Origin of the sequence: Pelagibius sp., assembly GCF_028289705.1 — a bacterium.
Lineage (GTDB): Bacteria > Pseudomonadota > Alphaproteobacteria > Kiloniellales > Kiloniellaceae > Pelagibius.
This window is the reverse complement of sequence record NZ_JANQOI010000089.1, coordinates 1-22,586: the sequence shown is the minus strand read 5'-3', so window position 1 is coordinate 22,586 and position 22,586 is coordinate 1. Positions and strand designations below refer to the sequence as shown.

The 22,586-nt window shown below is 65.8% G+C and carries 19 protein-coding genes and 1 pseudogene; all 20 read right to left on the bottom strand.

What is annotated here, in order from left to right:
• Nucleotides 1-323, bottom strand: a pseudogene (locus Q0996_RS11945) (LpxI family protein); the annotation flags it as partial.
• Entirely contained in the window at nt 323-1,114 is a 792-nt protein-coding gene (lpxA, locus tag Q0996_RS11940; RefSeq protein ID WP_299619566.1) for an acyl-ACP--UDP-N-acetylglucosamine O-acyltransferase, read from the bottom strand. The pseudogene Q0996_RS11945 and the gene lpxA, both read right to left, overlap by 1 nt.
• Nucleotides 1,114-1,584 carry a 3-hydroxyacyl-ACP dehydratase FabZ gene (fabZ, locus tag Q0996_RS11935; protein ID WP_299619563.1) on the bottom strand — a complete coding sequence of 157 codons (471 nt, stop codon included), beginning with the start codon at nt 1,582-1,584 and terminating at the stop codon, nt 1,114-1,116. The genes lpxA and fabZ overlap by 1 nt, the downstream gene beginning before the upstream one ends.
• Nucleotides 1,577-2,611, bottom strand: coding sequence for a UDP-3-O-(3-hydroxymyristoyl)glucosamine N-acyltransferase (lpxD, locus tag Q0996_RS11930; protein ID WP_299619560.1), 1,035 nt, complete (start codon nt 2,609-2,611; stop codon nt 1,577-1,579). Before lpxD ends, fabZ begins: the two co-directional genes overlap by 8 nt.
• Before the next feature lie 108 nt (nt 2,612-2,719).
• Nucleotides 2,720-3,259, bottom strand: coding sequence for an OmpH family outer membrane protein (locus Q0996_RS11925; protein ID WP_299619557.1), 540 nt, complete (start codon nt 3,257-3,259; stop codon nt 2,720-2,722).
• A 29-nt stretch (nt 3,260-3,288) separates the two neighbouring features.
• On the bottom strand, nt 3,289-5,589 hold the full coding sequence (gene bamA, locus Q0996_RS11920; protein ID WP_299619554.1) for an outer membrane protein assembly factor BamA: 2,301 nt from the start codon (nt 5,587-5,589) through the stop codon (nt 3,289-3,291).
• 37 nt (nt 5,590-5,626) lie between these two features.
• Nucleotides 5,627-6,763: an RIP metalloprotease RseP gene (gene rseP, locus Q0996_RS11915; RefSeq protein ID WP_299619552.1), complete on the bottom strand. Its 1,137-nt coding sequence runs from the start codon at nt 6,761-6,763 to the stop codon at nt 5,627-5,629.
• 138 nt (nt 6,764-6,901) lie between these two features.
• On the bottom strand, nt 6,902-8,104 hold the full coding sequence (locus Q0996_RS11910) for a 1-deoxy-D-xylulose-5-phosphate reductoisomerase (RefSeq protein ID WP_299619549.1): 1,203 nt from the start codon (nt 8,102-8,104) through the stop codon (nt 6,902-6,904).
• Nucleotide 8,105: 1 nt separating this feature from the next.
• Entirely contained in the window at nt 8,106-8,888 is a 783-nt protein-coding gene (locus Q0996_RS11905; protein ID WP_299619546.1) for a phosphatidate cytidylyltransferase, read from the bottom strand.
• A 10-nt stretch (nt 8,889-8,898) separates the two neighbouring features.
• Nucleotides 8,899-9,579: an isoprenyl transferase gene (locus Q0996_RS11900; protein WP_322096697.1), complete on the bottom strand. Its 681-nt coding sequence runs from the start codon at nt 9,577-9,579 to the stop codon at nt 8,899-8,901.
• Nucleotides 9,580-9,641: 62 nt separating this feature from the next.
• Entirely contained in the window at nt 9,642-10,163 is a 522-nt protein-coding gene (gene frr / locus Q0996_RS11895; protein WP_322096698.1) for a ribosome recycling factor, read from the bottom strand.
• Between the two features lie 39 nt (nt 10,164-10,202).
• A complete protein-coding gene (pyrH, locus tag Q0996_RS11890) occupies nt 10,203-10,949 on the bottom strand; it encodes a UMP kinase (protein WP_299619537.1) in 747 nt (248 codons plus the stop codon).
• A gap of 138 nt (nt 10,950-11,087) precedes the next feature.
• The gene (gene tsf, locus Q0996_RS11885) at nt 11,088-12,014 is read right to left on the bottom strand and encodes a translation elongation factor Ts (RefSeq protein ID WP_299619535.1); all 927 of its coding nucleotides are present in this window, start codon (nt 12,012-12,014) and stop codon (nt 11,088-11,090) included.
• 93 nt (nt 12,015-12,107) lie between these two features.
• Complete coding sequence (rpsB, locus tag Q0996_RS11880; RefSeq protein WP_299619532.1) at nt 12,108-13,043, bottom strand: 30S ribosomal protein S2; 936 nt, start codon at nt 13,041-13,043, stop codon at nt 12,108-12,110.
• A 204-nt stretch (nt 13,044-13,247) separates the two neighbouring features.
• The gene (locus Q0996_RS11875) at nt 13,248-13,745 is read right to left on the bottom strand and encodes a DUF2059 domain-containing protein (protein ID WP_299619530.1); all 498 of its coding nucleotides are present in this window, start codon (nt 13,743-13,745) and stop codon (nt 13,248-13,250) included.
• Between the two features lie 164 nt (nt 13,746-13,909).
• Nucleotides 13,910-14,422 carry a DUF2059 domain-containing protein gene (locus Q0996_RS11870; RefSeq protein WP_299619527.1) on the bottom strand — a complete coding sequence of 171 codons (513 nt, stop codon included), beginning with the start codon at nt 14,420-14,422 and terminating at the stop codon, nt 13,910-13,912.
• Nucleotides 14,423-14,513: 91 nt separating this feature from the next.
• A complete protein-coding gene (dnaE, locus tag Q0996_RS11865; RefSeq protein WP_299619524.1) occupies nt 14,514-17,972 on the bottom strand; it encodes a DNA polymerase III subunit alpha in 3,459 nt (1,152 codons plus the stop codon).
• Between the two features lie 192 nt (nt 17,973-18,164).
• Nucleotides 18,165-20,192, bottom strand: a complete 2,028-nt coding sequence (locus Q0996_RS11860; RefSeq protein ID WP_299619521.1) for a DUF4139 domain-containing protein — start codon at nt 20,190-20,192, stop codon at nt 18,165-18,167.
• A 235-nt stretch (nt 20,193-20,427) separates the two neighbouring features.
• Nucleotides 20,428-21,153 carry an ABC transporter ATP-binding protein gene (locus Q0996_RS11855; protein WP_322096696.1) on the bottom strand — a complete coding sequence of 242 codons (726 nt, stop codon included), beginning with the start codon at nt 21,151-21,153 and terminating at the stop codon, nt 20,428-20,430.
• On the bottom strand, nt 21,146-22,393 hold the full coding sequence (locus tag Q0996_RS11850; RefSeq protein WP_299619518.1) for a lipoprotein-releasing ABC transporter permease subunit: 1,248 nt from the start codon (nt 22,391-22,393) through the stop codon (nt 21,146-21,148). The genes Q0996_RS11855 and Q0996_RS11850 overlap by 8 nt, the downstream gene beginning before the upstream one ends.
• Nucleotides 22,394-22,586: the final 193 nt, after the last annotated feature.

The following is a 22,586-nucleotide window of genomic DNA, read 5'->3' as shown; positions in this document are numbered from 1 at the left end:
AGACCGTCGTCGCCCAGGCTGTTGAAGGCGATCTTGGTGAGCGCCTTCAAGGTATAGGCATCGGGCCGCAGGTCGGCGAGGGTTGGGCGCTTGACCGGCCCGATCAGGACCAGCTCGGAGGCCCCGGCCTCGCGCAGCGCATCCAACACCCGCTTGGACTGTCCCAGCTTGATCCAGAGGTGATCGACCCCCTCCACCGTCGTGGGCTCGGTGTTGCCCTCGACCGCGACCACGAAGGCACCGCGGCCGCTCGACTGGCAGAGCTCGACGAGCCGGCGAGGAAGATGTCCGCCGCCAGCCAGAATGCCCAGCGGCCCGGCCATCACTCGTCTTCCGGCTGCATGATGGGCCCGGAGCCCTCCGCCCGCAGGAACAGCAGCAGGGCATCGACCGTCTGTTGGCCGCCGAAGGACTGCTCGACCGCGTCCACGCGTTCGTTCAGGGTACCGCCCTCGGCAAAGAGGCGGTCGTAGGCCTTCATCAGGGACTGGATTTCCTTGCCCTCGACACCGGCCCGCTTCAGGCCGACGAGATTGAGGCCGCTGAGTTTCCCGGGACGACCCATGACCATGCCGAAGGGGATGACGTCCTGCTTCGCACCCGCCATGGCGCCCAGCATGGCATTGCGGCCGACGCGCACGAACTGCTGAACCGCCGAGAGGCCGCCGAGGATGGCGTAGTCCTCCAGCACCACATGGCCGGCCAGGGTGGCGTTGTTGGCCATGATGACGCGGTTGCCGATCCGGCAATCGTGGGCGACATGGGCGCCGACCATGAACAGGCAACCGTCGCCGACTTCCGTCAGCATGCCGCCGCCTTCGGTGCCGATGTTCATGGTGACCTGTTCGCGGATGATGTTGTCCGCGCCGATCCGCAGCTCGGCTGCTTCGCCGTGGTACTTCAGATCCTGCGGGATCTGGCCGATCGAACTGAAGGGAAAGATCCTGGTGCGCGCACCGATGGTCGTCCGCCCCTCCACGACCACGTGGCTTCGCAACTCCACACCTTCGGCGAGGGAGACATCGGGGCCGACCACGCAATAGGGGCCGATCTGGCAACCCTCTGCAATCTTCGCGGCCGGATCGACGATCGCGGTCGGATGGATACCGGGCATCAGTAGCCCACGATCATCGCGGAATAGGTGGCGTTGGCCACCAGCGTCCCATCGACCTTCACCTGGCCCGAAAACTTCCAGACATTGCGCCGGTTGTGCACGCGCTCGACATGGATCTTGAGGACGTCGCCGGGAACCACCGGCTTGCGAAAGCGCGCGTCGTCGACGGTCATGAAGTAGACCGGCTTGCCATAGGCATCAGCACCCAGGGTGTGCATTACCAGCGCCGCCGCAGTCTGGGCCATAGCCTCGACGATCAAGACACCGGGCATGACCGCTCTTTCCGGAAAGTGGCCTTGGAAAAAGGGTTCGTTGATGGTGACGTTCTTGATGCCGATTGCGCTCTCGTTGAGGACGATGTCTTCGACCCGGTCGATCATGAGAAAGGGATAACGGTGCGGCAGGAGCGCCATGATCTCCTGCACGTCGAGGCTCGCAGTGCCTTCTTTGGTTTCTATGTCTTCACTCATCCTTGTTCCTGCCTCTTGCTTTCAGCTGCCGCTCCCAGATCGCGCACAACCGAAAGAACTCACGGACCGGCCGCGCCGGACTTCCAAGCACGGATACCCCCCCGGGCACGTCACGCATCACGCCGGCCTTGGCGCCAATCCGGGCTCCGGCTCCGATCTTCAGATGACCTGAGATTCCCGCCTGGGCAGCAACCGCCACAAAATCCTGCAACGTCGAGCTTCCGGCGACTCCAGATTGAGCCACAAGCACGCAGCCACGGCCAATGCGCACGTTGTGCCCGATCTGTACAAGATTATCAATCTTCGCCCCAGCGCCGATCACCGTATCGGGACCGGCGCCCCGGTCGATCGTGGAATTTGCACCTATTTCCACCCCATCTTCAATCAGGACGCGACCCAACTGGGGCACATCGACGAAACCCTCCGGGTCCATGGAGAAGCCGAAGCCGCGGGAGCCGATTCTGACGCCGGCATGGATCTGGCAGGCCCGGCCCACCAGGCAGTAGGCCAGCGTCGCCGTGGGGCCGACCGAGGTGCCGTCGCCGATCTCGACCGCCTCGCCGATCACCGCATTGGCCTCGATCCGACAGTTCCTGCCGACCTTCGCCCGGGGGCCGATGACGGCGCCGGGGCCGAGGATGCTGCCCTCGCCGACGCTTGCGGTGGGGTCGACGTGGGCTGTCGGATGGATACCGGCTTCGCCCTGCTGCGGCGGATAGAACGCCTGGGCGATCTTGGCGTAGCTCCGGTAGGGACGCTCGCTCAGAAGGAGTTGCATGCCGGAGGGCGCGCGCCCGGCAAACTCCGGGTCGACGACGCAGGCGCCGGCCCCGCTCTCGGTGAACTGGCTGACATAGCGCCGGTTGTCGAGAAAAGCCACCTGCTCCGGCCCCGCTGCATCGAGCGGTGCCACGTCGGAGAACACCCTGTCGGGATCGGCACCGGGCTGCAGTTGCGCTTCGCCGATCTGGGCCAGATCCGCTAGCGTGAACGGGCCGGCAACCTGGAAAAAACGGCTATCTGCCATGACCTATCTTCATGTATTCCCTTGCCCCCGGGGAGAGATGCGGGCGCCGGCTGCCGGGTATGGCGGGGCGCGCCCGGGCGGGTTGATGCCGACGGACTCGACGGGAGTCTAGTTGGCCGGAACCGGTGAGGAAACATCGGTAAGCCTCGTGTTCAGCCTTTTCAGGGCTTCCTCCGTGAGGTCGAACTCCGGTTTGACGATGATCACCGTGGTCTTCGCCAAGACCAGATCAAGCTCGCGCTCGAGGGCGATCTCCTGGGAGATCGCCAGCAGGACCTGCTGCACCTCCGCCATGCCCTGGTTGAAAAGCTGGTCCAGCCGGCGCCGTTCGGCCTGCATCTCCCGCTGCAGCGCGATCCCTTCCGCCTCCAGATCGCCGCGTTCGCGCGTATAGTCCTCCTCCGCAAGCTGGGGGCGTCTTTGCGCCAGATCCAGGTCCGCGGCCCGCAACGAGTCCTCGCGGCTGACAAGGGCCTGTTGGGCGGTCTGGCGCGCGGCCTCGATCCGCTGGGCCAAGGCCTTCACGGCGACGGACTCGCGCAGCACGGCCTGAATATCGATCACCCCGACCAGCGGGGCGCGGCTGCTCTGCGCCTGGGCCACGGCCGGCAGGGCTATGGCCAGCACCAGCGCTGCGACGAGGTGCAATGACCGGCACCTTGAGACTGTCATGGGTCTTAGAACTGCGTTCCGAAGCTGAAGCTCAGGATCTCCGTCTCGTCGAAATCCTCTTTGACGACGGCAAATCCAAGGTCGAGGATCACCGGTCCAAAGGGTGAATTCCACGACACACCGGTGCCTACGGTAACACGCGGCGAGCTGGAATCCTCTACCACGACCGGAATGCTGTTCTCATCCAGATCCCACGCGGCGCCGAAATCGGTGAAGAGGCGCCCGCGGACATCGAGATCGAAGGGCAGCGACATGGGAAAGGACATCTCGACGGTGCCGGTATAGAAGTGCTTGCCGCCCAGGGCGTCCCCGGTGGTGCGGTCACGTGGCCCTATGCCGCCGAACTCGAAGCCGCGCGGGTTGTTGCCACCGCGGAAAAAGCGGTCCGAGATTCGTGTGTCTTCGCCGAGCCCCACGATGGTGCCCGCGGAGCCTCTGAGGCTGGCCGTGTAGTCCTCGAAGATCGTGTAGAAGTAACCCCCGTTGACGGAGGTCTTGAGGAACTCGACATCGCCGCCGAGGCCCGCCACCTCGGTGCGCAGGCGGCCGATGATGCCCTCGCGCGGATCGAAGCGGGAGTCCCGGCTATCGTAGGTCAGTTCGTTGCTGACACTGGAACGCAGCGTCGCGCCCTTTTCGGAGCGCACCAGCAGCGACGCGTCGCTGTCCACATCGGTGATGTCGCGGTTCTCGATGGTGTAGCGTACCACGTTGCGAATGTTTTCGGTCAGATTGAACCCCGCGCGGATCGATCCGCCGAGACGCTCCTCCTCGAACGAGCTTTCGTCGTCGCGGTCATCGGTGGTGCGGAACAGGTCGAGACCGGCCGCCAGGTTTCGGTCGAGGAAGTAGGGTTCGGTGAAGCTGAAATCGATTTCCGAGGCTTCGCCGGCCAAGGTAAAGCCGAGGCGCAGATCCTGGCCGCGGCCGAGCAGGTTGCGTTCGCGAATGCCGATGTTGCCGATGGGGCCGTCGGCGGAGGAGAAACCGGCACCGAAGGTCAGATCGCCGGTCGACTGCTCTTCGACCTCGACCTTGACCACCGTTCGGTCGGGCGCGCTGCCCGGTTCGTTCTCCACGGTCACGGTCTTGAAGAAGCCCAGGTTCTGCACCCGCTGGCGGGAGCGGCGCAGCTTCGAGGTGTTGAAGGCGTCGCCCTCGACCAGGCGGAATTCCCGGCGAATCACGCGGTCCAGGGTGCGCGAATTGCCTTCGATATCGATCCGTTCGACGAAGACCTTGGGGCCCTCCTGAATGTCGAAGACGATGTCGATGGTGAGGTTTTCGCGGTCGCGCTGGACCCGCGGGCGAATGTCGACAAAGGCGAAGCCGAAATCGCCGACGGCCTCGGTCAGCGCCTCGATGGTCTTGTCCACCTCGCTGGCGTCGTACCAGTCGCCCTCGAAGGTCGTGACTTCGCCGCGCAACGTCTCCGGATCGAGGTTGCGCAGCGTGGTCTCCAGACCGATCACCCCGAAGCGGTAGCGCGGCCCCTCGTCGACGGTGAAGGTGACGATGAAGTCCTGATTGTCCGGCGTCAGCTCCGCCACCACCGAGACCACGCGGAAATCGGCATAGCCCTCGTTGAGGTAGAAGCGGCGCAGCAGCTCGCGGTCGAAGGTCAGCCGGTCGGGATCGTAGGTATCGGTGTTGGTGAAGAAGTTCCAGAACGAAGCTTCGGAGGTCGTGACCTCGTCGCGCAGCGTGGAGTCCGAGAACTCCTTGTTGCCGATGAAGTTGATGGAGCGGATGCTGGTCAGCGGCCCCTCGCTGATCTCGAAGGCGAGATCGACGCGGTTCTGTTCGAGCTGAATGACCTTGGGCTCGACGGTCGCCGCGAAGCGCCCGGAGCGGCGATAGATTTCGAGGATGCGGTTGGTGTCGCTCTGCACCTTGGTGCGGGTGAAGACCACACGCGGGCGCAGCTCGATCTCCTGCTGCAGGGTCTCGTCGTCGATCCGCCGGTTGCCTTCGAACGCGATGCGGTTGACGATCGGGTTCTCGGCCACGACGACGATCAGCACATTGCCTTCGCGGCGCAGGTTCACGTCCGCGAACAGGCCGGTGGCGAAAAGATTCTTCAGTGAACGGTCGAGGCGCACCGGATCGAAGGGGTCGCCGGGGTTGACCCGCATGTAGGAGCGCACCGTTGCCGCTTCGATGCGCTGCGTACCCTCGACGCGAATGGAATCGATGCGCCCGCCGGAGAGCAGGGATTGGGCAATCGAGGGTGCGGAGATGCTGAGCCAGGCCGCGGCGGACAGCAGGCATGCCAAAACGATGACGAAAGACCGTCCGCGACCCACTTTATCCTGTTCCTCTCCCCCGGTGGCGCTGGTGCGTTTAGGTGACCAGGCCTTTGACAAAATTCACCAAAGTCTCAAAGCGTAGAAGATCATTCCACGTCACAAAAACCATTAACGTCAATACCAGAGCCAGCCCAATCCGGAAACCGTATTCTTGGGCTCTCTCTCCTAACGGACGTCCGCGCAGGGCCTCGATTGCATAGAACAAAAGATGGCCACCATCGAGCATCGGCACCGGAAACAGGTTGATCAGGCCGAGATTGATGGACAGCACCGCGGCAAAGAAGATGGCCTGGGGAATGCCGTGTTCGGCCACCTGACCGGAAAGCTGGGCGATGCGGATCGGGCCGCCCAGTTCGTCGGCGCCACGGTCGCCCCGGATGATCTGGCCGAGAGCGGTAAAGGTTTGATTGATAATGGAGATTGTCTCACGCGTGGCTTGCCAGACCGCCGTCAGGGGATCATGGCGCGTGAACTCGCTACCGCTGCGCTGGATCCCGATCCGGCCGATCTCGTGCTTCTCGCCGAGACTGTTCTCGGTCTCGACACGCTCAGGCGTGGCGATGAGCTGCATCTCCTGGCCGTCGCGCAGCATAGTGATTTCCAGGGGTTCCTCGGGGCGCAGACCGACGATCCGCTGCAGCTCCTCGAAGCGCGCCACGCCCTGGCCGTTGACCGCCGTGATCTTGTCGCCCGGCTCGAAGCCGGCCGCTTCCGCCGCCGAGCCCGGAACCACCTGGCCGACCACGGCCGGCGTGAAGGGCTGACCGACGATGCTGAAAAGCCCGGCGAGGATGACGATGGCGAAGAGGAAGTTGGCGAGCGGCCCCGCCGCGACGATCCAGGTACGCTGGCTGAGGCGCTTGTAGGGAAAGGCCACCGCCCGCTCCGCCTCGCTGAGCGACGAGTTTTCCTCCGAGGGCATGCTGGCGGCGTTGGCGTCACCGAACATCTTCACATAGCCGCCGAGCGGGATCAGGCTGAACTTCCAGCGCGTGCCCGCCTTGTCGGTCCAGCCGAAGATCTCCGGGCCGAAACCGATGGAGAAGACCTCCACGCGCACCCCGTTCCACCGCGCCACCAGGTAGTGGCCAAGCTCATGGACGAACACCAGGGCCGTGAGGATGACGAGAAACGGGATACCGAAGCCGTAGAGGCCGCCAGAAAAATCCATAACTTAAAGCACGATCCTAAGCTTGATTCTGAGCTTTAGCCAGTCGCTGGCCAGACGATTTCCGGGCGTCTCGTCGCCACGGCCAAGTGGCCGCGGGGACGGACGGTGATACCCCAAAACGCTTGTCAAGAAAAGGACTTAGGGCTCCCTGCCCCGTTGTTCAAGCAGCCGGCGCGCGGTTCCCCGGGCCGCCGCATCGGCCGACGCCACCTCCTCCAGGCTGGCCAGAGGCCGGCTGGGATGTGCCTCAAGGGTCTCCTCCACCACCGCGGCGATCCCGATGAAATCGAGACGCTCGTCAAGGAAGGCTGCCACCGCTTCCTCGTTCGCTGCGTTCAGCGTGGTGGGGGCCGTTCCCCCGGCGCGCAGGGCCGCCCGGGCCAGCCGCAGGGCGGGAAAGCGCTCTTCGTCCGGCGGCTCGAAGTCGAGCCGGCCAATGGCGGCGAGATCGAGGCGCTCAACCGGGGTTGCCATACGCTCGGGCCAGGCCAGTGCATAGGCGATGGGCGTGCGCATGTCGGGCTGCCCAAGCTGCGCCAGCACCGATCCGTCGACGTAGGCGACAAGGGAGTGAATCACCGACTGCGGATGCACCAGGATGTCGATGCGGTCCTCCGCCATGTCGAAGAGGTAGTGGGCCTCGATCAGTTCCAGGCCCTTGTTCATCATGCTGGCGGAATCGACTGAGATTTTCGCCCCCATGTCCCAGTTGGGATGCGCCACCGCCTGGGCCGGCGTGACGGCGGCCATCTCATCGCGGCTGAAGGTGCGGAACGGCCCGCCCGAAGCGGTGAGAATCAGGCGGTCCACCTTGTCCGGCTGGTCGAGGTCCAGAACCTGAAAGATGGCGTTGTGCTCGGAATCGACGGGCAGCAGCTGTGCGCTGTGGGCGGCGACTTCGGCGGTCATGAGAGCGCCGGCACAGACAAGGGTTTCCTTGTTGGCCAGGCCGATCACGCTGCCCTGGCGAACCGCCGCCAGGGTCGGCTGCAACCCCGCCGCGCCGACGATGGCCGCCATCACCCAGTCCGCCGGCCGGGCGGCGGCTTCGGCCACCGCAGCGGGGCCGGCTGCCACCTCGATCCCGGTCCCGCTCAGCGCCTCCTTCAGATCGGCATAGCAGGACTCGTCCGCCACCACCGCCTGGCGTGCACCAAAGCGCTTGGCCTGAACCGCCAGGCGGGAGACCGAGCGATTGGCCGTGAGGGCCTCGATCTCGAAGGCCTCCGGGTTGCGCGCCACCAGATCCAAGGTGCTGCAGCCGATGGAGCCTGTGGAGCCAAGGATCGACAGGCGCCGCGGTTGCGTTGCCGTCTTTATACTGGGGGTAGCCAAGGACATCTCAGCCGCGAACCTCCAAGAACCAAACGAATGCGAAAACCACCGGAAGGACCGCCAGCAACCCGTCCACGCGGTCCAAGATACCACCATGTCCCGGGATTATGTGACTGGAATCCTTCACGCCAAAGCGGCGCTTGCACCAGGACTCCAAAAGGTCACCTGCCTGGGCCACAACCGCAAGCGCTGCACCGGCGGCCAGCATCGCAGCGAACGGCCAGCCCAGCCAATCAGCCGCCGCCGCACTCACCAACGCACCGCCGGCCATGCCGCCCAGCAGCCCGGCCCAGGTTTTGTTCGGGCTGATCGCCGGCGCCAGCTTCGGGCCGCCGATGCCGCGGCCGGCGAAGTAGGCGCAGATGTCCACGGCCCAGACCACGAAGAGAAGCCAAAACACCAGGGCCCGCCCCTGATCGGGAACCGCCCTCAGCCAGAGGAACGCCAGAACCGCCAGACCGATGTAGAAGGTTCCGCCGACAAGCCAGGGGACCAGGGCGCGCCTGCCCATAAGGCTCACCAGAGCGACCAGAACCGTTCCGATCAGCAATTCCAGGAGCGCATGCTGGGAAAAGCCCAAAGCGAACATCAGCGGCACGCCGACGAGCACCAGGATCACCGCATAGCCGGCCGACGGCAGGCTGCCCTGCCCGCACAGCCGCGCCCATTCCCAGCCCATAAGGCCGGCGACGAGGAGCATCAGGGCATCGAGCCAGATGCCGCCGACGTAGATGTCGGCGAGAACCAGAGGGGCGAGGACCAGTGCCGAGAGAATGCGGGTCTTCAGCAAACCCGCGCTCTTACTGAGATTCCGCGGCAGTGCCGTAGCGACGTTCGCGTCGCTGGTACTCCTCGACGGCGGCCAGAAAATCGCCCTTGTCGAAGTCGGGCCAGAGCTTGTCCACGAAAACGAACTCACTGTAGGCAGCCTGCCAGAGCAGGAAGTTGCTTAGCCGCTGCTCCCCGGAGGTGCGGATCAGCAGATCGGGGTCCGGGATCCCCGCGGTGAGCAGCCCCTCGGCGAAGCGCGCCTCGTCGATCTCCTCCGGCTTCAGATCGCCCGACGCCGTCAGTTCCGCCAGGCGCCGGGCAGCGGCTGTGATCTCCTGGCGGCTGCCATAGGAGAGCGCAATGATCAGATTCAGGCGCTGGTTCGCGCGGGTGCGCGCTTCGGCATCGTCGATCATGCGGACGATATCGTCGGGCAGGCGCGCCCGCTCGCCGATGATCCTGAGGCTGATGCCGTTCTGGTGAAGTTCCGCCAGTTCGCTGCGCAGATAGCGCCGCAGCAGCCCCATGAGGTCGTCCACCTCGCTCATCGGCCGCCGCCAATTCTCGGAGGAAAAGCCGAAGAGCGTCAGGTTGGGAATGCCCAGCTCCATCGCCCCGGTGATGCAGCGGCGGACCGCCTCGGCCCCCTGCCGATGCCCCAGTGTCCGTGGCAGGCCGCGCGCCTTCGCCCAGCGGCCGTTGCCATCCATGATGATCGCCACGTGCCGGGGAAGGGTCGGATCGGAAGGAAGGCGGGAAGAGTCCATCGCGCTCAGACCTGGAGGATTTCCTCCTCCTTCTGAGAGAAGGTCTCGTCGATCTTCTTGATATGACTGTCCGTCATATCCTGGATCTCCTGCGACCAGAGATGGTGCTCGTCCTTGGAGATCTCGGAGTCCTTCTCCATCTTCTTCAGCATCTCCATGCCGTCCCGGCGAACGTTGCGCACCGCCACGCGGGCCTGCTCGGCGTACTTGCCGGCGATCTTGGTGAGCTCGACACGCCGTTCTTCCGACAGGGCCGGGATCGGAACCCGGATCAACTGCCCGTCGGTCGCCGGGTTGAGGCCGAGACCCGAATCGCGGATCGCCCGCTCCACCGCCCCCACCAGGCTGCGGTCCCAGACCTGAACCGTCACCATGCGCGGCTCCGGCACCGAGATGCTGCCGACCTGGTTCATGGGCGTGGCGGCGCCATAGGCCTCCACCGTGATCGGTTCCAACAGTCCCGCCGACGCGCGGCCCGTACGCAAGCCGGCGAATTCCTTGTGCAGCGCATCGATGGCACCGTCCATGCGGCGCTTGATATCGCTTAGGTCTGGGTCAGCCACAGTTCAGTCCTCGTCTTTCACCAGTGTAAATCGGCCATTGCCCGACAGCACCTCGGCAAAGGCGCCGGGCCTGTAGATGGAAAAGACAAGGATAGGGATCTGGTTTTCGCGGGCAAGAGAGATGGCGGCATGGTCCATCACCCCCAGGTCGTCCGTCAGGACCCGCATGTAGTCCAGGCTGTCGAAGCGCTGCGCGCCCGGGGTCTTCTCGGGGTCCGCGTCATAGACGCCGTCCACCTTGGTGCCCTTCAGCAGCACGTCGCAGCCCATCTCCGAGGCCCGCAGCGCCGCCGCGGTATCGGTGGTGAAATAGGGATTGCCGGTGCCCGCCGCGAAGATCACCACCCGGCCCTTTTCCATATGCCGTTCCGCGCGCCGGCGGATGTAAGGCTCGGCCACGGTGTCCATGGGAATGGCGGTCTGTACCCGCGTGTCGACGTCGATCTGCTCCAGCGCGTTCTGCAGTGCGAGCGCGTTGATGACGGTGGCCAGCATCCCCATGTAGTCCGCCGAGGCCCGCTCCATCCCTGCCGCCGCCACCGAGACGCCACGGAAGATGTTGCCGCCGCCCACCACCAGGCAGACGTCAACGCCGAGGGCACGGACCTCCGCCACGTCGCGGGCAATCTGCGCGACCATCTCCGGGTCGAGCCCGTAGTCCCGATCGCCCATCAGGGCTTCGCCGGAAATCTTCAGGAGGACGCGCTTGTAGCGCGGGACGGGATTGAGCTGGGTCTGCGTCTCGGACATGGGCCTCTGCGAAGCCTGGCGGGAAGGGGACCTCCGCTTGGGAAGGCGGCACATGGTAATGCGCCGGAGGGATTCGCGCCAGTGGCCCGGGACCCTCCGGCCCGGATCAATTTCAGAACATCGCCCGGAGGGCCGGCCTCAGCCGCCGAGGGTCGCCGCCACCTCGGCAGCGAAATCGGTCTCCTCGCGCTCCACGCCCTCGCCGAGCTGGAACCGATGGAAGCCGGCGATCTTGACCTCGGCACCGAGGTCCTTGGCCGCGGCCTCCAGCACCTTGCTGACCTTGTTCTCGCCATCGATCACGAAGACCTGCTCCAGAAGGCAGACCTCCTCATAGAACTTGCGCAGGCGCCCCTGGACCATCTTCTCGATGATCTCCTCGGGCTTGCCGCTGGCACGTGCCTGCTCGCTCAGCACGTCGCGCTCGCGCTCCAGCGCCGAGGCGTCGACGCCGTCGCGGTCGACGGCCAGCGGCTGGGCAGCGGCCACGTGCATGGCCAGTTGGCGTCCGAGGACCTTTAGCTTCTCCGCATCCCCTGCCGACTCCAGGCCCACCAGCACGCCGATCTTGCCGAGCCCGGGCGCAGTCTGATTGTGGATGTAGGAGCAGACGACACCCTGATCGACGGCAATCCCCGCCGTGCGGCGCAGGTTCATGTTCTCGCCGATCTTGGCGATCATGTTGGTCAGCTCGTCGGCGACCGAATGGCCGCTGCCGGGAAAACCCGCCGCCTTGGTCTGCTCCAGATCGCCGCCGCTGCCGAGCGCGATTTCGGCGCAGCTTTTGACGAAGCCCTGAAACGACTCATTGCGGGCAACGAAGTCGGTCTCGGAGTTCACCTCGACCACCGCGCCACGCGTACCCTCGGCGGTGACGCCCACCAGCCCCTCGGCGGCGACCCGGCCCGCCTTTTTGGCGGCAGCCGCCAGGCCCTTCTTGCGCAGCCAGTCAACCGCCGCGTCCAGATCGCCTCCGGTCTCGGTCAATGCCTTCTTGCAGTCCATCATCCCCGCACCGGAGGACTCGCGCAGCTCCTTGACCAGCGCCGCGGAAATCTGAGCCATGACTTACCTCTTCCTCTTGGTGTCCCAACTGACTTGAGACCTCGCCGCCCCGGGCCGCAGGCCGGGGCCACTAAGAATTGCGATTGGGTACCCTTAGGTCCCGGGCGCTGCCTCCTTGGCGGCCTCTTCCGGCTGGGCAGCCTCGGCCGGGGCCTCGGGCGCTGGGGCCTCGGGCGCAGCCTCAGCGGCAGCCTCGGCCGGCGCCTCGGCAGCAGCTTCCGGCGCGGCCTCACTGGCCTCCTCCGGGGCAGCCGCCTGCCCGGCGTTCTCGTCGGCAGCCTCAGGCAGGGCCTCCGCCGGCGCCTCCTCGGCAGTCCCGACGTCGGCGCCGCTGGCCACCAACTCCGCCTGAATGCCGTCCAGCACCGCATCGGCGATCAGATCGCAATAGAGGCTGATGGCCCGCAGGGCATCGTCGTTGCCGGGAACCGGAAAGGTGACGCCCTCCGGGTCGGAGTTTGAATCGAGCACGCCGACCACCGGGATCTTCAGGTTCGACGCCTCCTTGACGGCGATGTGCTCCTTGTTGGTGTCGATGACGAAGATCACGTCGGGCAGGCCACCCATCTCCTTGATGCCGCCGAGGGCGCGCTCCAGCTTGTCGCGCTCGCGGGTCAGGTTCAGAAGCTCCTTCTTGGTGAGGCCGGTCTGTTCCTCGCCGAGCTGATCCTCGACATTGCGCAGGCGCTTGATGGAGTTGGAGATGGTCTTCCAGTTGGTCAGCATGCCGCCGAGCCAGCGGTGGTTGACGTAGTACTGGCCGCAGCGCTTCGCGGCCTCGGCCACCTTTTCGCTGGCCTGGCGCTTGGTGCCGACGAAGAGCACACGCCCGCCGGCGGCGGTGATGTCGCGCACCGCGACCAGGGCCTGGTTCAGCAGCGGCAGGCTCTGTTCGAGATCGATGATGTGAACGCCGTTGCGGGCCCCGAAGATGAAGGGGGCCATCCGGGGGTTCCAGCGGCGGGTGGTGTGTCCAAAGTGGACGCCAGCTTCCAGGAGCTGACGCATGGTCGGGCTTGGCAGCGCCATAGGGTTCTTCTCCGGTTATGCCACCGCGGGACCTGTCATCCGAGCCCCCGGGAACCGGAGGTCTCCAGACACCGGAGCGACGGGCGGGATGTCTCCCCGCAAGCCGCAATGCCCGCGTGTGAGGTTGAAATCGGCGCGGTGATAGCTGCCTGGGGCGGGAAGATCAAGCGAAATCGGCCCTTCCCGGGCGTCCGACAGCTGATCCTAAAGCTCGTAGCCCTCCTGCCGCAGGCGCTCCTCCACCCTGCCGGGCAGGTCCTGGAACAGGGCCATGCCCCAGCGCTGGCTCATCTGCACGGTCTCGGCCATCATGGCCGGCATCTTCTTGATCATGCTCTGGCCGATTGGGCTCTTGTAGAAGGCGAGCATCCCGTCCAGCTCCTCCTCGGTGAAGACCCGCTCGTAGACCTCCGCCACCTCGTCGATCAGCAGCGGCATCGACTCCTTAAGGACGGCGAGAACCTCGTCATGAATGATGGTACTGACCTCACTGGGCAGTTCCGGGTGCATCTGCTGGGTCATGGTGTTCATCTGGGCGAAGGCCGCCTCGAACATCTGCTCCATCATTCCCTCGGCCTGAAAGACCCGGAACAGCTCCCGCGCCTTCTCGGCCTTGGCGGATTGGGCGCCAGCGGCCCCGGCGTAGGTGGCGGGGAGCACGGCAATGATCAAGACAATCGCTAAACGTTTAAGCTTCTGCATCGAATTCTCCCGTCCCTTGCATTTTGGGCAGTCTAGCGAAACCCCATGACATTTCCACGACCGATCTCAAGGCGGGAGAATTGAGCGACAGGGCCGCCCCCTGCCACTCGGCCCTCTGTCGCCAAAGCGGCCCCGGCAGCGGCGGCGCTACAAGCTTCCGAGAGTTATTGCTGTACGTAACCCTTCTCGCGGAAGCGCTGAAAGACAGACTCTATCAACCCTTTCATGAGTGAATCCGCCCAGGCTTTGCCCAGCCTGTTCGTCTCCTCCCGCACTGCCGGCATCTTGGCCGACATGCTCTGACCCGCTGGACTCTCGTGAGAGCCCAGGATTGCGTCGATTTCCGCTTCGGTGAAGGCATCGGCGTACACGGCCGCCACCTGATCTGCCAGTGTGGGCAACTCCCGGGCAAGCGCCCGGTCGAGCTCCTCGCCCAAGATCCGGAATACTTCTTCGCCCGGTGGTGGAGGGTCCGCCCCGGCGAATCCCATGGTCACGACGATGGTCGCCCAACTATGGAGCCCCCGCTTCAGGGTCTCAGTCTGGGAAGCAAGAAACAGCTCGCGGACCTTTTCGATCTTCGCCGTTGGAGCGGTCTGGGCGGCCACCATGCCTGGGGCCACGCACAGTCCCGCCATCAGGACCAGCAATCCTAAAGTTCGCCGCATGATCACCATGGCACAGCCATCAAAACTATCCGGGGTTGCATCCTAGACGGCTCCTCTTGGGGAGTTCAAGGAGGGGGACGGGCACAGGTGAGGTGGCTGGTCAGCGGTCCTGCATGACAAGCCCGGGAATCGCCTTGATGGCCCGGCGCGTGGCCGGAGACAGCGCGTAGCCGCCGCCCAGGGCCAGCTCCACTTCCTGCCCGTCGTCCAGCGCCAGGATCAGCTTCACCTTGCCGCGGCCCCTGCCCTCGCGGTCCAGCAGCGTCTTCAAGCTGTCCAGGGGCGCCTGGCTGGCCATATGAATGTCCAGCCCCTTGGAGGTGCGGGCCGCCGCGTTGTCCAGCGGCTCCAGCGACTGGGCGGTGAGCCGCGGCTCCTCCTCGCCGCGCTGCTCGACCGAGACCTTCAGCAGCAGGGGCTGCCCGCTGTCAAGCAGGTCCCGCGATTGGGCGAGGGTCTCTGAAAACAGCGTCACCTCGAAGACCCCGGCGGCGTCGGAGAACTGAACAAAGGCCATGCGGCTGCCCTTGCGGCTGTTCAGCTCGCGCTTGCCGTCGACGATTCCCGCCATCGTGACCAGGCCGGAGGCCCCGCCATGCAAGACCTCGCTGCTGCCCGTGACCTGCATCTTCTCCAGCACCGGCCCGTAGGAGTCCAGCGGATGGGCCGAGAGATAGAAGCCGACGGCGTCGAACTCCTGCTTGAGGCGCTCCATCCCCGACCAGTCTTCCAGCGGCGGCAGGGGCAGCGGCGCCGTGGTCGCCTCGTTGCTGTCGCCGAAGAGATTGACCTGGGCGCTCTCCCGTTCGCTGGCGGCGGCGCTGGCATGGCGCACCAGGGTCTCGGCGGCGTGATAGACCTGGGCCCGGTTGGGCACCAGGGCGTCGAAGGCCCCGGCCCGGGCCAGGTTCTCCACCTGGCGCTTGTTGATCTGTTTCACGTCCAGCCGATGGGCGACGTCGGCCAGGCTCCGGAAGGGCCCGCCGCGCTGCCGCTCCTCGACCAGAGCCTGCATGGCGGCACCCCCGACGTTTTTCACTGCGGCCAGGGCATAGCGGATCGCCGGCTTGCCATCGGGTTGAAGTTCAACGGAAAAATCGCGTTCCGAGCGATTGATGTCGGGCGGCAACAAGGCGATGCCGAGGCGCTGCAGCTCCTGGCGGAAGATGTTCAGCTTATCGGTGTTGCCCATGTCGTAGGTCATCGAAGCGGCGATGAATTCGACCGGATGATTGGCCTTCAGATAGGCGGTCTGGTAGGCCACCAGGGCATAGCCCGCCGAGTGGGCCTTGTTGAATCCGTAGCCGGCGAACTTGTCGACGAGGTCGAAGACATAGGAGGCGCGGTCCTTGGTCACGCCCTTGGACATGGCCCCCTCGACAAAGGTATCGCGCTGGGCCTGCATCTCCGCCTTGATCTTCTTGCCCATGGCCCGGCGCAGCAGGTCCGCCTGGCCCAGGGAGTAGCCGGCGAAGACCTGGGCGATCTGCATCACCTGTTCCTGGTAGATGATGACCCCGTAGGTGTCCTTCACCACCGGCTCGATGGTCTCGTGCAGGACCTCCGGCTGCTCGCGGCCGTATTTGCAAGCAACGTACTTCGGGATGTTCTCCATCGGCCCGGGGCGGTAGAGCGCCACCAGGGCGATGATGTCTTCGAAGGTGTCGACCCGGGCCTCGCGCAACAGCGAACGCATGCCCGACGATTCAAACTGGAACACGCCGACGGTATCGCCGCGGCTCATCATCTCGAAGGTCGTGCGGTCGTCGAGGGGGATATGAGCCAGGTCCACCGCCGTGCCCCGCCGTTCCAGCAACTCGCAGGCGCGCACCAGCACCGTCAGGGTCTTCAGGCCCAGGAAGTCGAACTTCACCAGCCCCGCCTGCTCCACATACTTCATGTTGAACTGGGTCACCGGCATGTCGGAGCGCGGATCGCGGTAGAGCGGCACCAGCTTGTCGAGCCGGCGATCGCCGATGACCACCCCCGCGGCGTGGGTGGAGGCGTGGCGGTAGAGTCCCTCCAGGCGCAGGGCGATGGTGATCAGCCGGCTCACCGCCTCGTCCTCGCGGCGCATCTCCTGCAGCCGTGGCTCGCCGTCGATGGCCTGCTGCAGGGAGACCGGATTGGCCGGGTTGTTGGGCACCAGCTTGCAGATGCGGTCGACCTGGGGATAGGGCATCTGCAGCACCCGCCCGACATCGCGCAGGGCGGCGCGGGCCTGCAGCTTTCCGAAGGTGATGATCTGGGCCACGTGGTCGCGGCCGTACTTGTCCTGAACGTAGCGGATCACCTCGTCCCGGCGGTCCTGGCAGAAGTCGATGTCGAAGTCCGGCATCGAGACGCGCTCGGGGTTGAGGAAACGCTCGAACAACAGGCCGAAGCGCAGGGGGTCCAGGTCGGTGATGGTGAGCGCCCAGGCAACCACCGAGCCGGCGCCCGAGCCGCGCCCCGGCCCCACCGGAATGCTCCGTGCCTTGGCCCACTGGATGAAGTCGGCGACGATCAGGAAGTAGCCGGCGAAGCCCATCTCCTGAATGACCTTGAGCTCGAAGGCCAGGCGTTCGCGGTAGGGCGCCGCAACCGCCTCCTGCTCGGCCGCTTCAACGCCCGGGAAGACCTGGTCCTCCAGCCGCTTCTCCAGGCCCGCTTCCGACTGGGCCCTCATCTCCTCTTCTTCGCTGCGCCCTTCAGAGGTCGGGAAGGCCGGCAGGATGGGCTTCACGAACTCGGGGAAGTAGGCGCAGCGCCGGGCCACCGCCAGCGTGTTGTCGATGGCTTCCGGCAGATCGGCGAAGAGAGCGCGCATCTCCGCGGCCGATTTGAAGGCGTGATCCGGGGTCAGCCGGCGCCGGTCGCTCTCGGCGATGTAGGCGCCTTCGGCGATGCACAGCAGCGCGTCGTGGGCTTCGTAGTCCTCGGCCGATGGGAAGAAGGCTTCATTGGTGGCCACCAGGGGCAGATCGCGCGCGTAGGCGAGGTCCAGCAGGGCCGGCTCCACCGCCGCTTCCTCCGGCCGGCCGTGGCGCTGCAGTTCGATGTAGAGCCGGCCCGGGAAAATCGCCTGGAGCCGGTCCAGCAGCGCTTCCGCCGCCGGTCTCTGGCCCGCGGCGAGCAGGCGGCCGAGGGCGCCCGCCACACCGGCGGTCAGGGCCAACAGCCCTTCGCCATGGGCGGCGAGGACATCAAGGCTCACCTGGGCGGGCTCGCTGGGTTCGCTCTCCAGGAAGGCGATGGAAACCAGACGCATCAGGTTCTGATAGCCGGCCTCGTTCTGAACCAGCAGCACCAGGGGGTCGGGCGGCGGCGCCGTGCCGTTGCGCGGTTCGCCGACGTCGCGGCTGATGGCGAGCTGGCAGCCGATGATAGGCTGGATGCCGGCCTTCTGGGCCTCCTGCGCAAACTCCAGGGCGCCGAATAGATTGCCGCTGTCGGTGACGGCGACAGCGGGCATCGCCTGTGCCCTGCAGAGCTTCACCAGATCCTTGGGTTTGATCGCGCCTTCGGAGAGGGAATAGGCGGAGTGAACGCGAAGATGAACGAAATCAGCGTGAGCCATGGAGCGAGTCTGCCTTCCCATGGCGAGTCGAGTCACGGCTCCAGGAGTGTGGAGAGAGTACGTTTCCTGGGGGTAAGTCGCCCGTGGATCACCTTGGGCCCGACGAGGCGCGAGGGCGCAGGAGCGAACAGCCTCGCCCCCAAGCGCGCCCACCCGCTACGCTGCAGGAGGTGCCGCAAAGACGACCGCCCGCTATTCGGAAAGCTTCCGCACTGCTTGCCTGATGAGCGCCTCGGCCGTCTCTCTGTCGGATTCTGCGGCCGCCTGTACGTCCTTCGCGGCCTCTACCAGATCCTCCTGCTCGGCCAGCAGCGTCAGGTAGCGGCGCGCCAACTCGCTCTCCGGCGGTACCGATGAAAGGTTCGACCTGACCCGTTCCTGGTCGGCAGCGATGTCGGCGAGGTCCTTGCTTGCAGCCTGGCTGGCCCGCCTAGCCTCGGCTGCTTTGGCTTGGAGCGCTGAGATCTCGCCCAGAACCGATGCGAGGCGGTTGTCCACGCCTACGACCAGCCCCGACAGCTCCACCAAGTCTCGCTGGCTCAGAGAGTCCAGTGTGTACTGGTTCCTCTTGGGCGTCTCGTCCACCACCGTGACACCGGCCTTGCCTCCGGCGGGTACCTTCGCAGAGATGCGGACGTGCGATGAGGTGTCCTGCCGGTCGCCTCCGGTCACGGTCGCCGTCCACCCCGACAGGCGTGGATGTTCGATCACGACTGTCCGCTCGCCGTCGGCTGCGCCGTAAACGGTGTAGTCCGTCACGATTCTACGCATGCTCTCGGCACGCAGAACGCCATCCACCACGCTGACGGTCCGCAGGCGCTCGTCCCCGCGTGGCTCCGCTGTGATGCGCACCTTTCGATCGACAGCGAAGGTCAGCAGGCGGCTCTCATCGGGGCCCGCTCCGAGGAACTGAGCATCGCCCGCATAGCCCTCGGCGCCGTCGTATAACGTGAGAATACCCGGCGGCAGGGAGGACTCCCCTGCGTTGTGGATGCGCACTGCGGCGATGGGGTGAACCTCGTCGACGTCTGGCTGGTAGACCGAAACACGCTCCGAAGGAAACACGTCATCAATGAACGGAATGGTCAGCGAGTGACCGGCAGGAACATCCATCGGGTGCGGGAAATCGAAGCGCACTGCGGTGATGGATTCCTTCGCCGCGGCATCCTGGCTTGCGTACGACAACTCAGCGCGAGGAGCCTCCGTAAAGTTGGCGATGCGCGCGCTGCTCAGCGACAGCTCTTCCTGCGCGCCCAGCAGCGGACCCTTCAGGTCCCTGGACGCGGCGCCACCATGCACCCGCGCCTCGTCCGCCGTCAGCGCACCTCTGTCGGGCCGCGGCAGCACCTGACCGAAGGCCGTGACGGGAATCTCGGGGCGCGGCAGCCGATAGCTTTCATAGAGGGCCTGCCGGAGCGCGACCGTCCGGCCAGACGAAAGCGAGAGCCGCACCCCCTCCCAATCGTGCCCTGTCATGTTCTCGATCACGGCCCAGCCTTGCAGCCTCGCCTCACCGTCTCCCTGCGGTAGCACGAGGCGGTACGCCGTCTTCCACACGGGAGCGGCCACCACGTAAGACAGCTCGACCCTGCGCTCGCCGCTGCCCTCGAGGGAGATCGCGACACTGCGCGCATCGGCAGCCCGTGCCTGCTCCGTTGCCGCGAGCGCCGAAGAGAGCATTTCCCTGACCTCCGGATCGTCGAAGGTAATGGCATCGGCCGTCTCCACGACGAAGGCGTCGACAACTCCGTCCTCGGAGAGCAACGTCAGGCGGTGACGAATCTCACCCTCGGAACCCCGCTGGCGCTGGACTCCAACGATGCGGCCGTGTGCTTCTTGCCCACGGCCCTCCACGGTCACCCTATGCCCCTGCAAGGCCTGGAGGAGCGATGGAAGGTCCGCCAAGTCGGACTCCTCGAAGGGCAGGTAGCGGAAAGCCTCCGACAGCGGTTCGCGCCCGGGAAGCCCGATGGACGCTACACGCCCGTTAGGATCGTGTATGACAAGGCTCTTCAGGATGTCGTCTACCTGGTCCAGAGGAACAGACAGCTCGACGACGTCGTTGCCGGAAACCGTGGCCTGCTGACGGATCTCGGCCAGGCCTGCCGAGGAGAGTGTGACCTCCGTCACCCTGGGACTTGCCGCCTGTGCGCCTTGCAAGGATGCGGCCAGCGACAACGCACAGGCAAGCGGGCCCGCCCACCAGAGATATGATTTCATGTTCTTTGCCTCCCCGCGAACGACGACTTGGTTCCCGACGTATTCTACCTCCAGGAATGTGGCGGCTTTTAGGATTCTCGGCGTCAGCAAGATGGCGCCGCGCCGCATACAATGATGTCCGGGCGCGCGGGCCATCCAGCGCCTTCAGCGTCGTTCGCTGACTTCAGTCGCCTTGCTGCGCGCGGAGGCTCACGTAGCGAGAACGTGCAGTCGGGAGCGCAGCCAGACGGCCGTCTTATGCCTCGATGATGTGGCCGTGCTCCAGCCGCAACACCCGGTCCATGCGCTGCGCGAGGTCCATGTTGTGGGTCGCGATGAGGGCGGCCAGGCTGCCCTTGCGCACCAGATCGGCCAAGCGGTCGAAGACACCGTCGGCGGTATCGGGATCGAGGTTGCCGGTCGGCTCGTCCGCCAGCAGGATCTTGGGATCGTTGGCCAGCCCGCGGGCGATGGCCGCACGCTGCTGCTCGCCGCCGGAGAGGCGCGCCGGGCGATGGTCGGCCCGCGGCGTCAGGCCGACGGAGTCCAGCAGCCGCGCTGCCCTATCCCGGGCCTTGGCACGGCCGATGCCGGCGATCATCTGCGGCAGCACCACGTTCTCCAGGGCCGAGAACTCCGGCAGGAGATGGTGGTACTGGTAGACGAAGCCGATGGACTGCCGGCGCAGGGCGGTGCGGGCTTTGTCCGACAGTCCGAGACAGGGCTCGCCCTCGACGAAGACCTCGCCGCCGTCGGGCTGTTCCAGCAGGCCGGCGATGTGCAGCAGGGTGGACTTGCCGGCACCGGAGGGGCCCACCAGCGCCACCATTTCCCCGGCGTTGACGGTGAAGGAGGCGTCGTGGAGCACCTCCAGCTCGCTGCGGCCCTGCCTGAAGACCCGCTTGATCTCGCGCAGTTCCAGGCTCTGTACGGTATTGCGGCCATGCCCGGCGCTCACCGCCATGGGGGCGCCTTCATTCATAGCGCAGCGCTTCGACCGGATCGAGGCGCGCCGCCCGCCAGGCCGGATAGAGCGGCGCGAAGAAAGCAAGCACCAGCGCGAAGGCCAGGACGATCCCCACTTCCGTCGGGTCGACCTCGGCGGGCAGGTTCGACAGGAAGTAGATCTCCGGGTCGAAGATCGTTCGGCCGGTCAGGTTCTGCAGGGCTTCGCGCAGGGTCTCGATGTTGCTGGCGAAGGCCAGGCCCAGCCCAAGCCCCAAGGCGGTCCCCATCACCCCGACGCTGGCACCGCTGAGCAGGAAGATGCGCATGATCATGCCGCGGGTCGCGCCCATGGTCCGCAGGATGGCGATGTCGCGCCCCTTATCCTTCACCAGCATGGTCTGGCCGGAGATCACGTTCAGCGCCGCCACGATGGTGATCAGCGAGAGGATCACTGCCATGACGTTGCGTTCCACCTGGATGGCGTTGAAGAAGCTGGCGTTGGTCTGCTGCCAGTCGACGGTCCGGAACCCCGGGCCCAAGACCCGCTGGATGGCGCGCCCGGCCGGCAAGGCCTCGTCTGCGCTGCCGACGAAAACCTCCACCGCGTTCACCGCCTCCGGCAGGCGGAAGAAAAGCTGCGCGGCCTCCAAGGGGGCGTAGATGAAGCCGTTGTCGTATTCGTACATCTCGACGTCAAAGAGGGCGGCGATGCTGTAGGTTTTCAGGCGCGGCACGGTGCCGATGACCGTCGTCGTGCCCGAGGGGGAAACCAGGGTCACGGCATCGCCCACCCGGACGCCGAGCTGGCGGGCCAGGCGATAGCCCATGAGGATGCCGTCGTCGGCTTTGTAGTCGTCGAGGCTGCCGCTGATGATGTTGTCGGCGAGGATCGGGCGGTCGAGCACATCGGCCCTGCTCATCCCGCGCACCAGCGCGCCGGTCGCCGCGCCATCGGCGGTCACCATGACCTGGCCGTGCACCTGGGGGGAAACCGAGACCACGCCCTCCAGGCCCGCCAGGCGGGTGACCAAATCGTCGTAGCCGGTGATGCCGCCGCCGTCGGCAAAGATCGTCAAGTGACCGTTCACCCCAAGAATGCGGGACAGCAGTTCCTGGCGGAAGCCGTTCATCACCGCCATGACGATGATCAGCGCCGCAACGCCGATGGCAATGCCGATCACCGAGAATGCAGCGATCAGGGAGACCAGACCTTCCTGCTTGCGCGCCCTGAGATAGCGCATCGCCACCAGGCGTTCGAAGGCATCGAAGATCATCGCGGGCGGCCCAGGGCCTGTTGAGATTCATTTCGCCGTCGTGGCGGGAGCAGATATGCGCCAGGGTTAGGAGCGGGCGGCGCCGTGGGGTGGATCCCCCACAAGGCGTCCGCGACGCGGCCCTGGCGCATATCTGCCCCGTCCCGAAGGGATCCGGCGCATTTGGCCCGCGGCCGCGTCGCTCCTCGTCGAA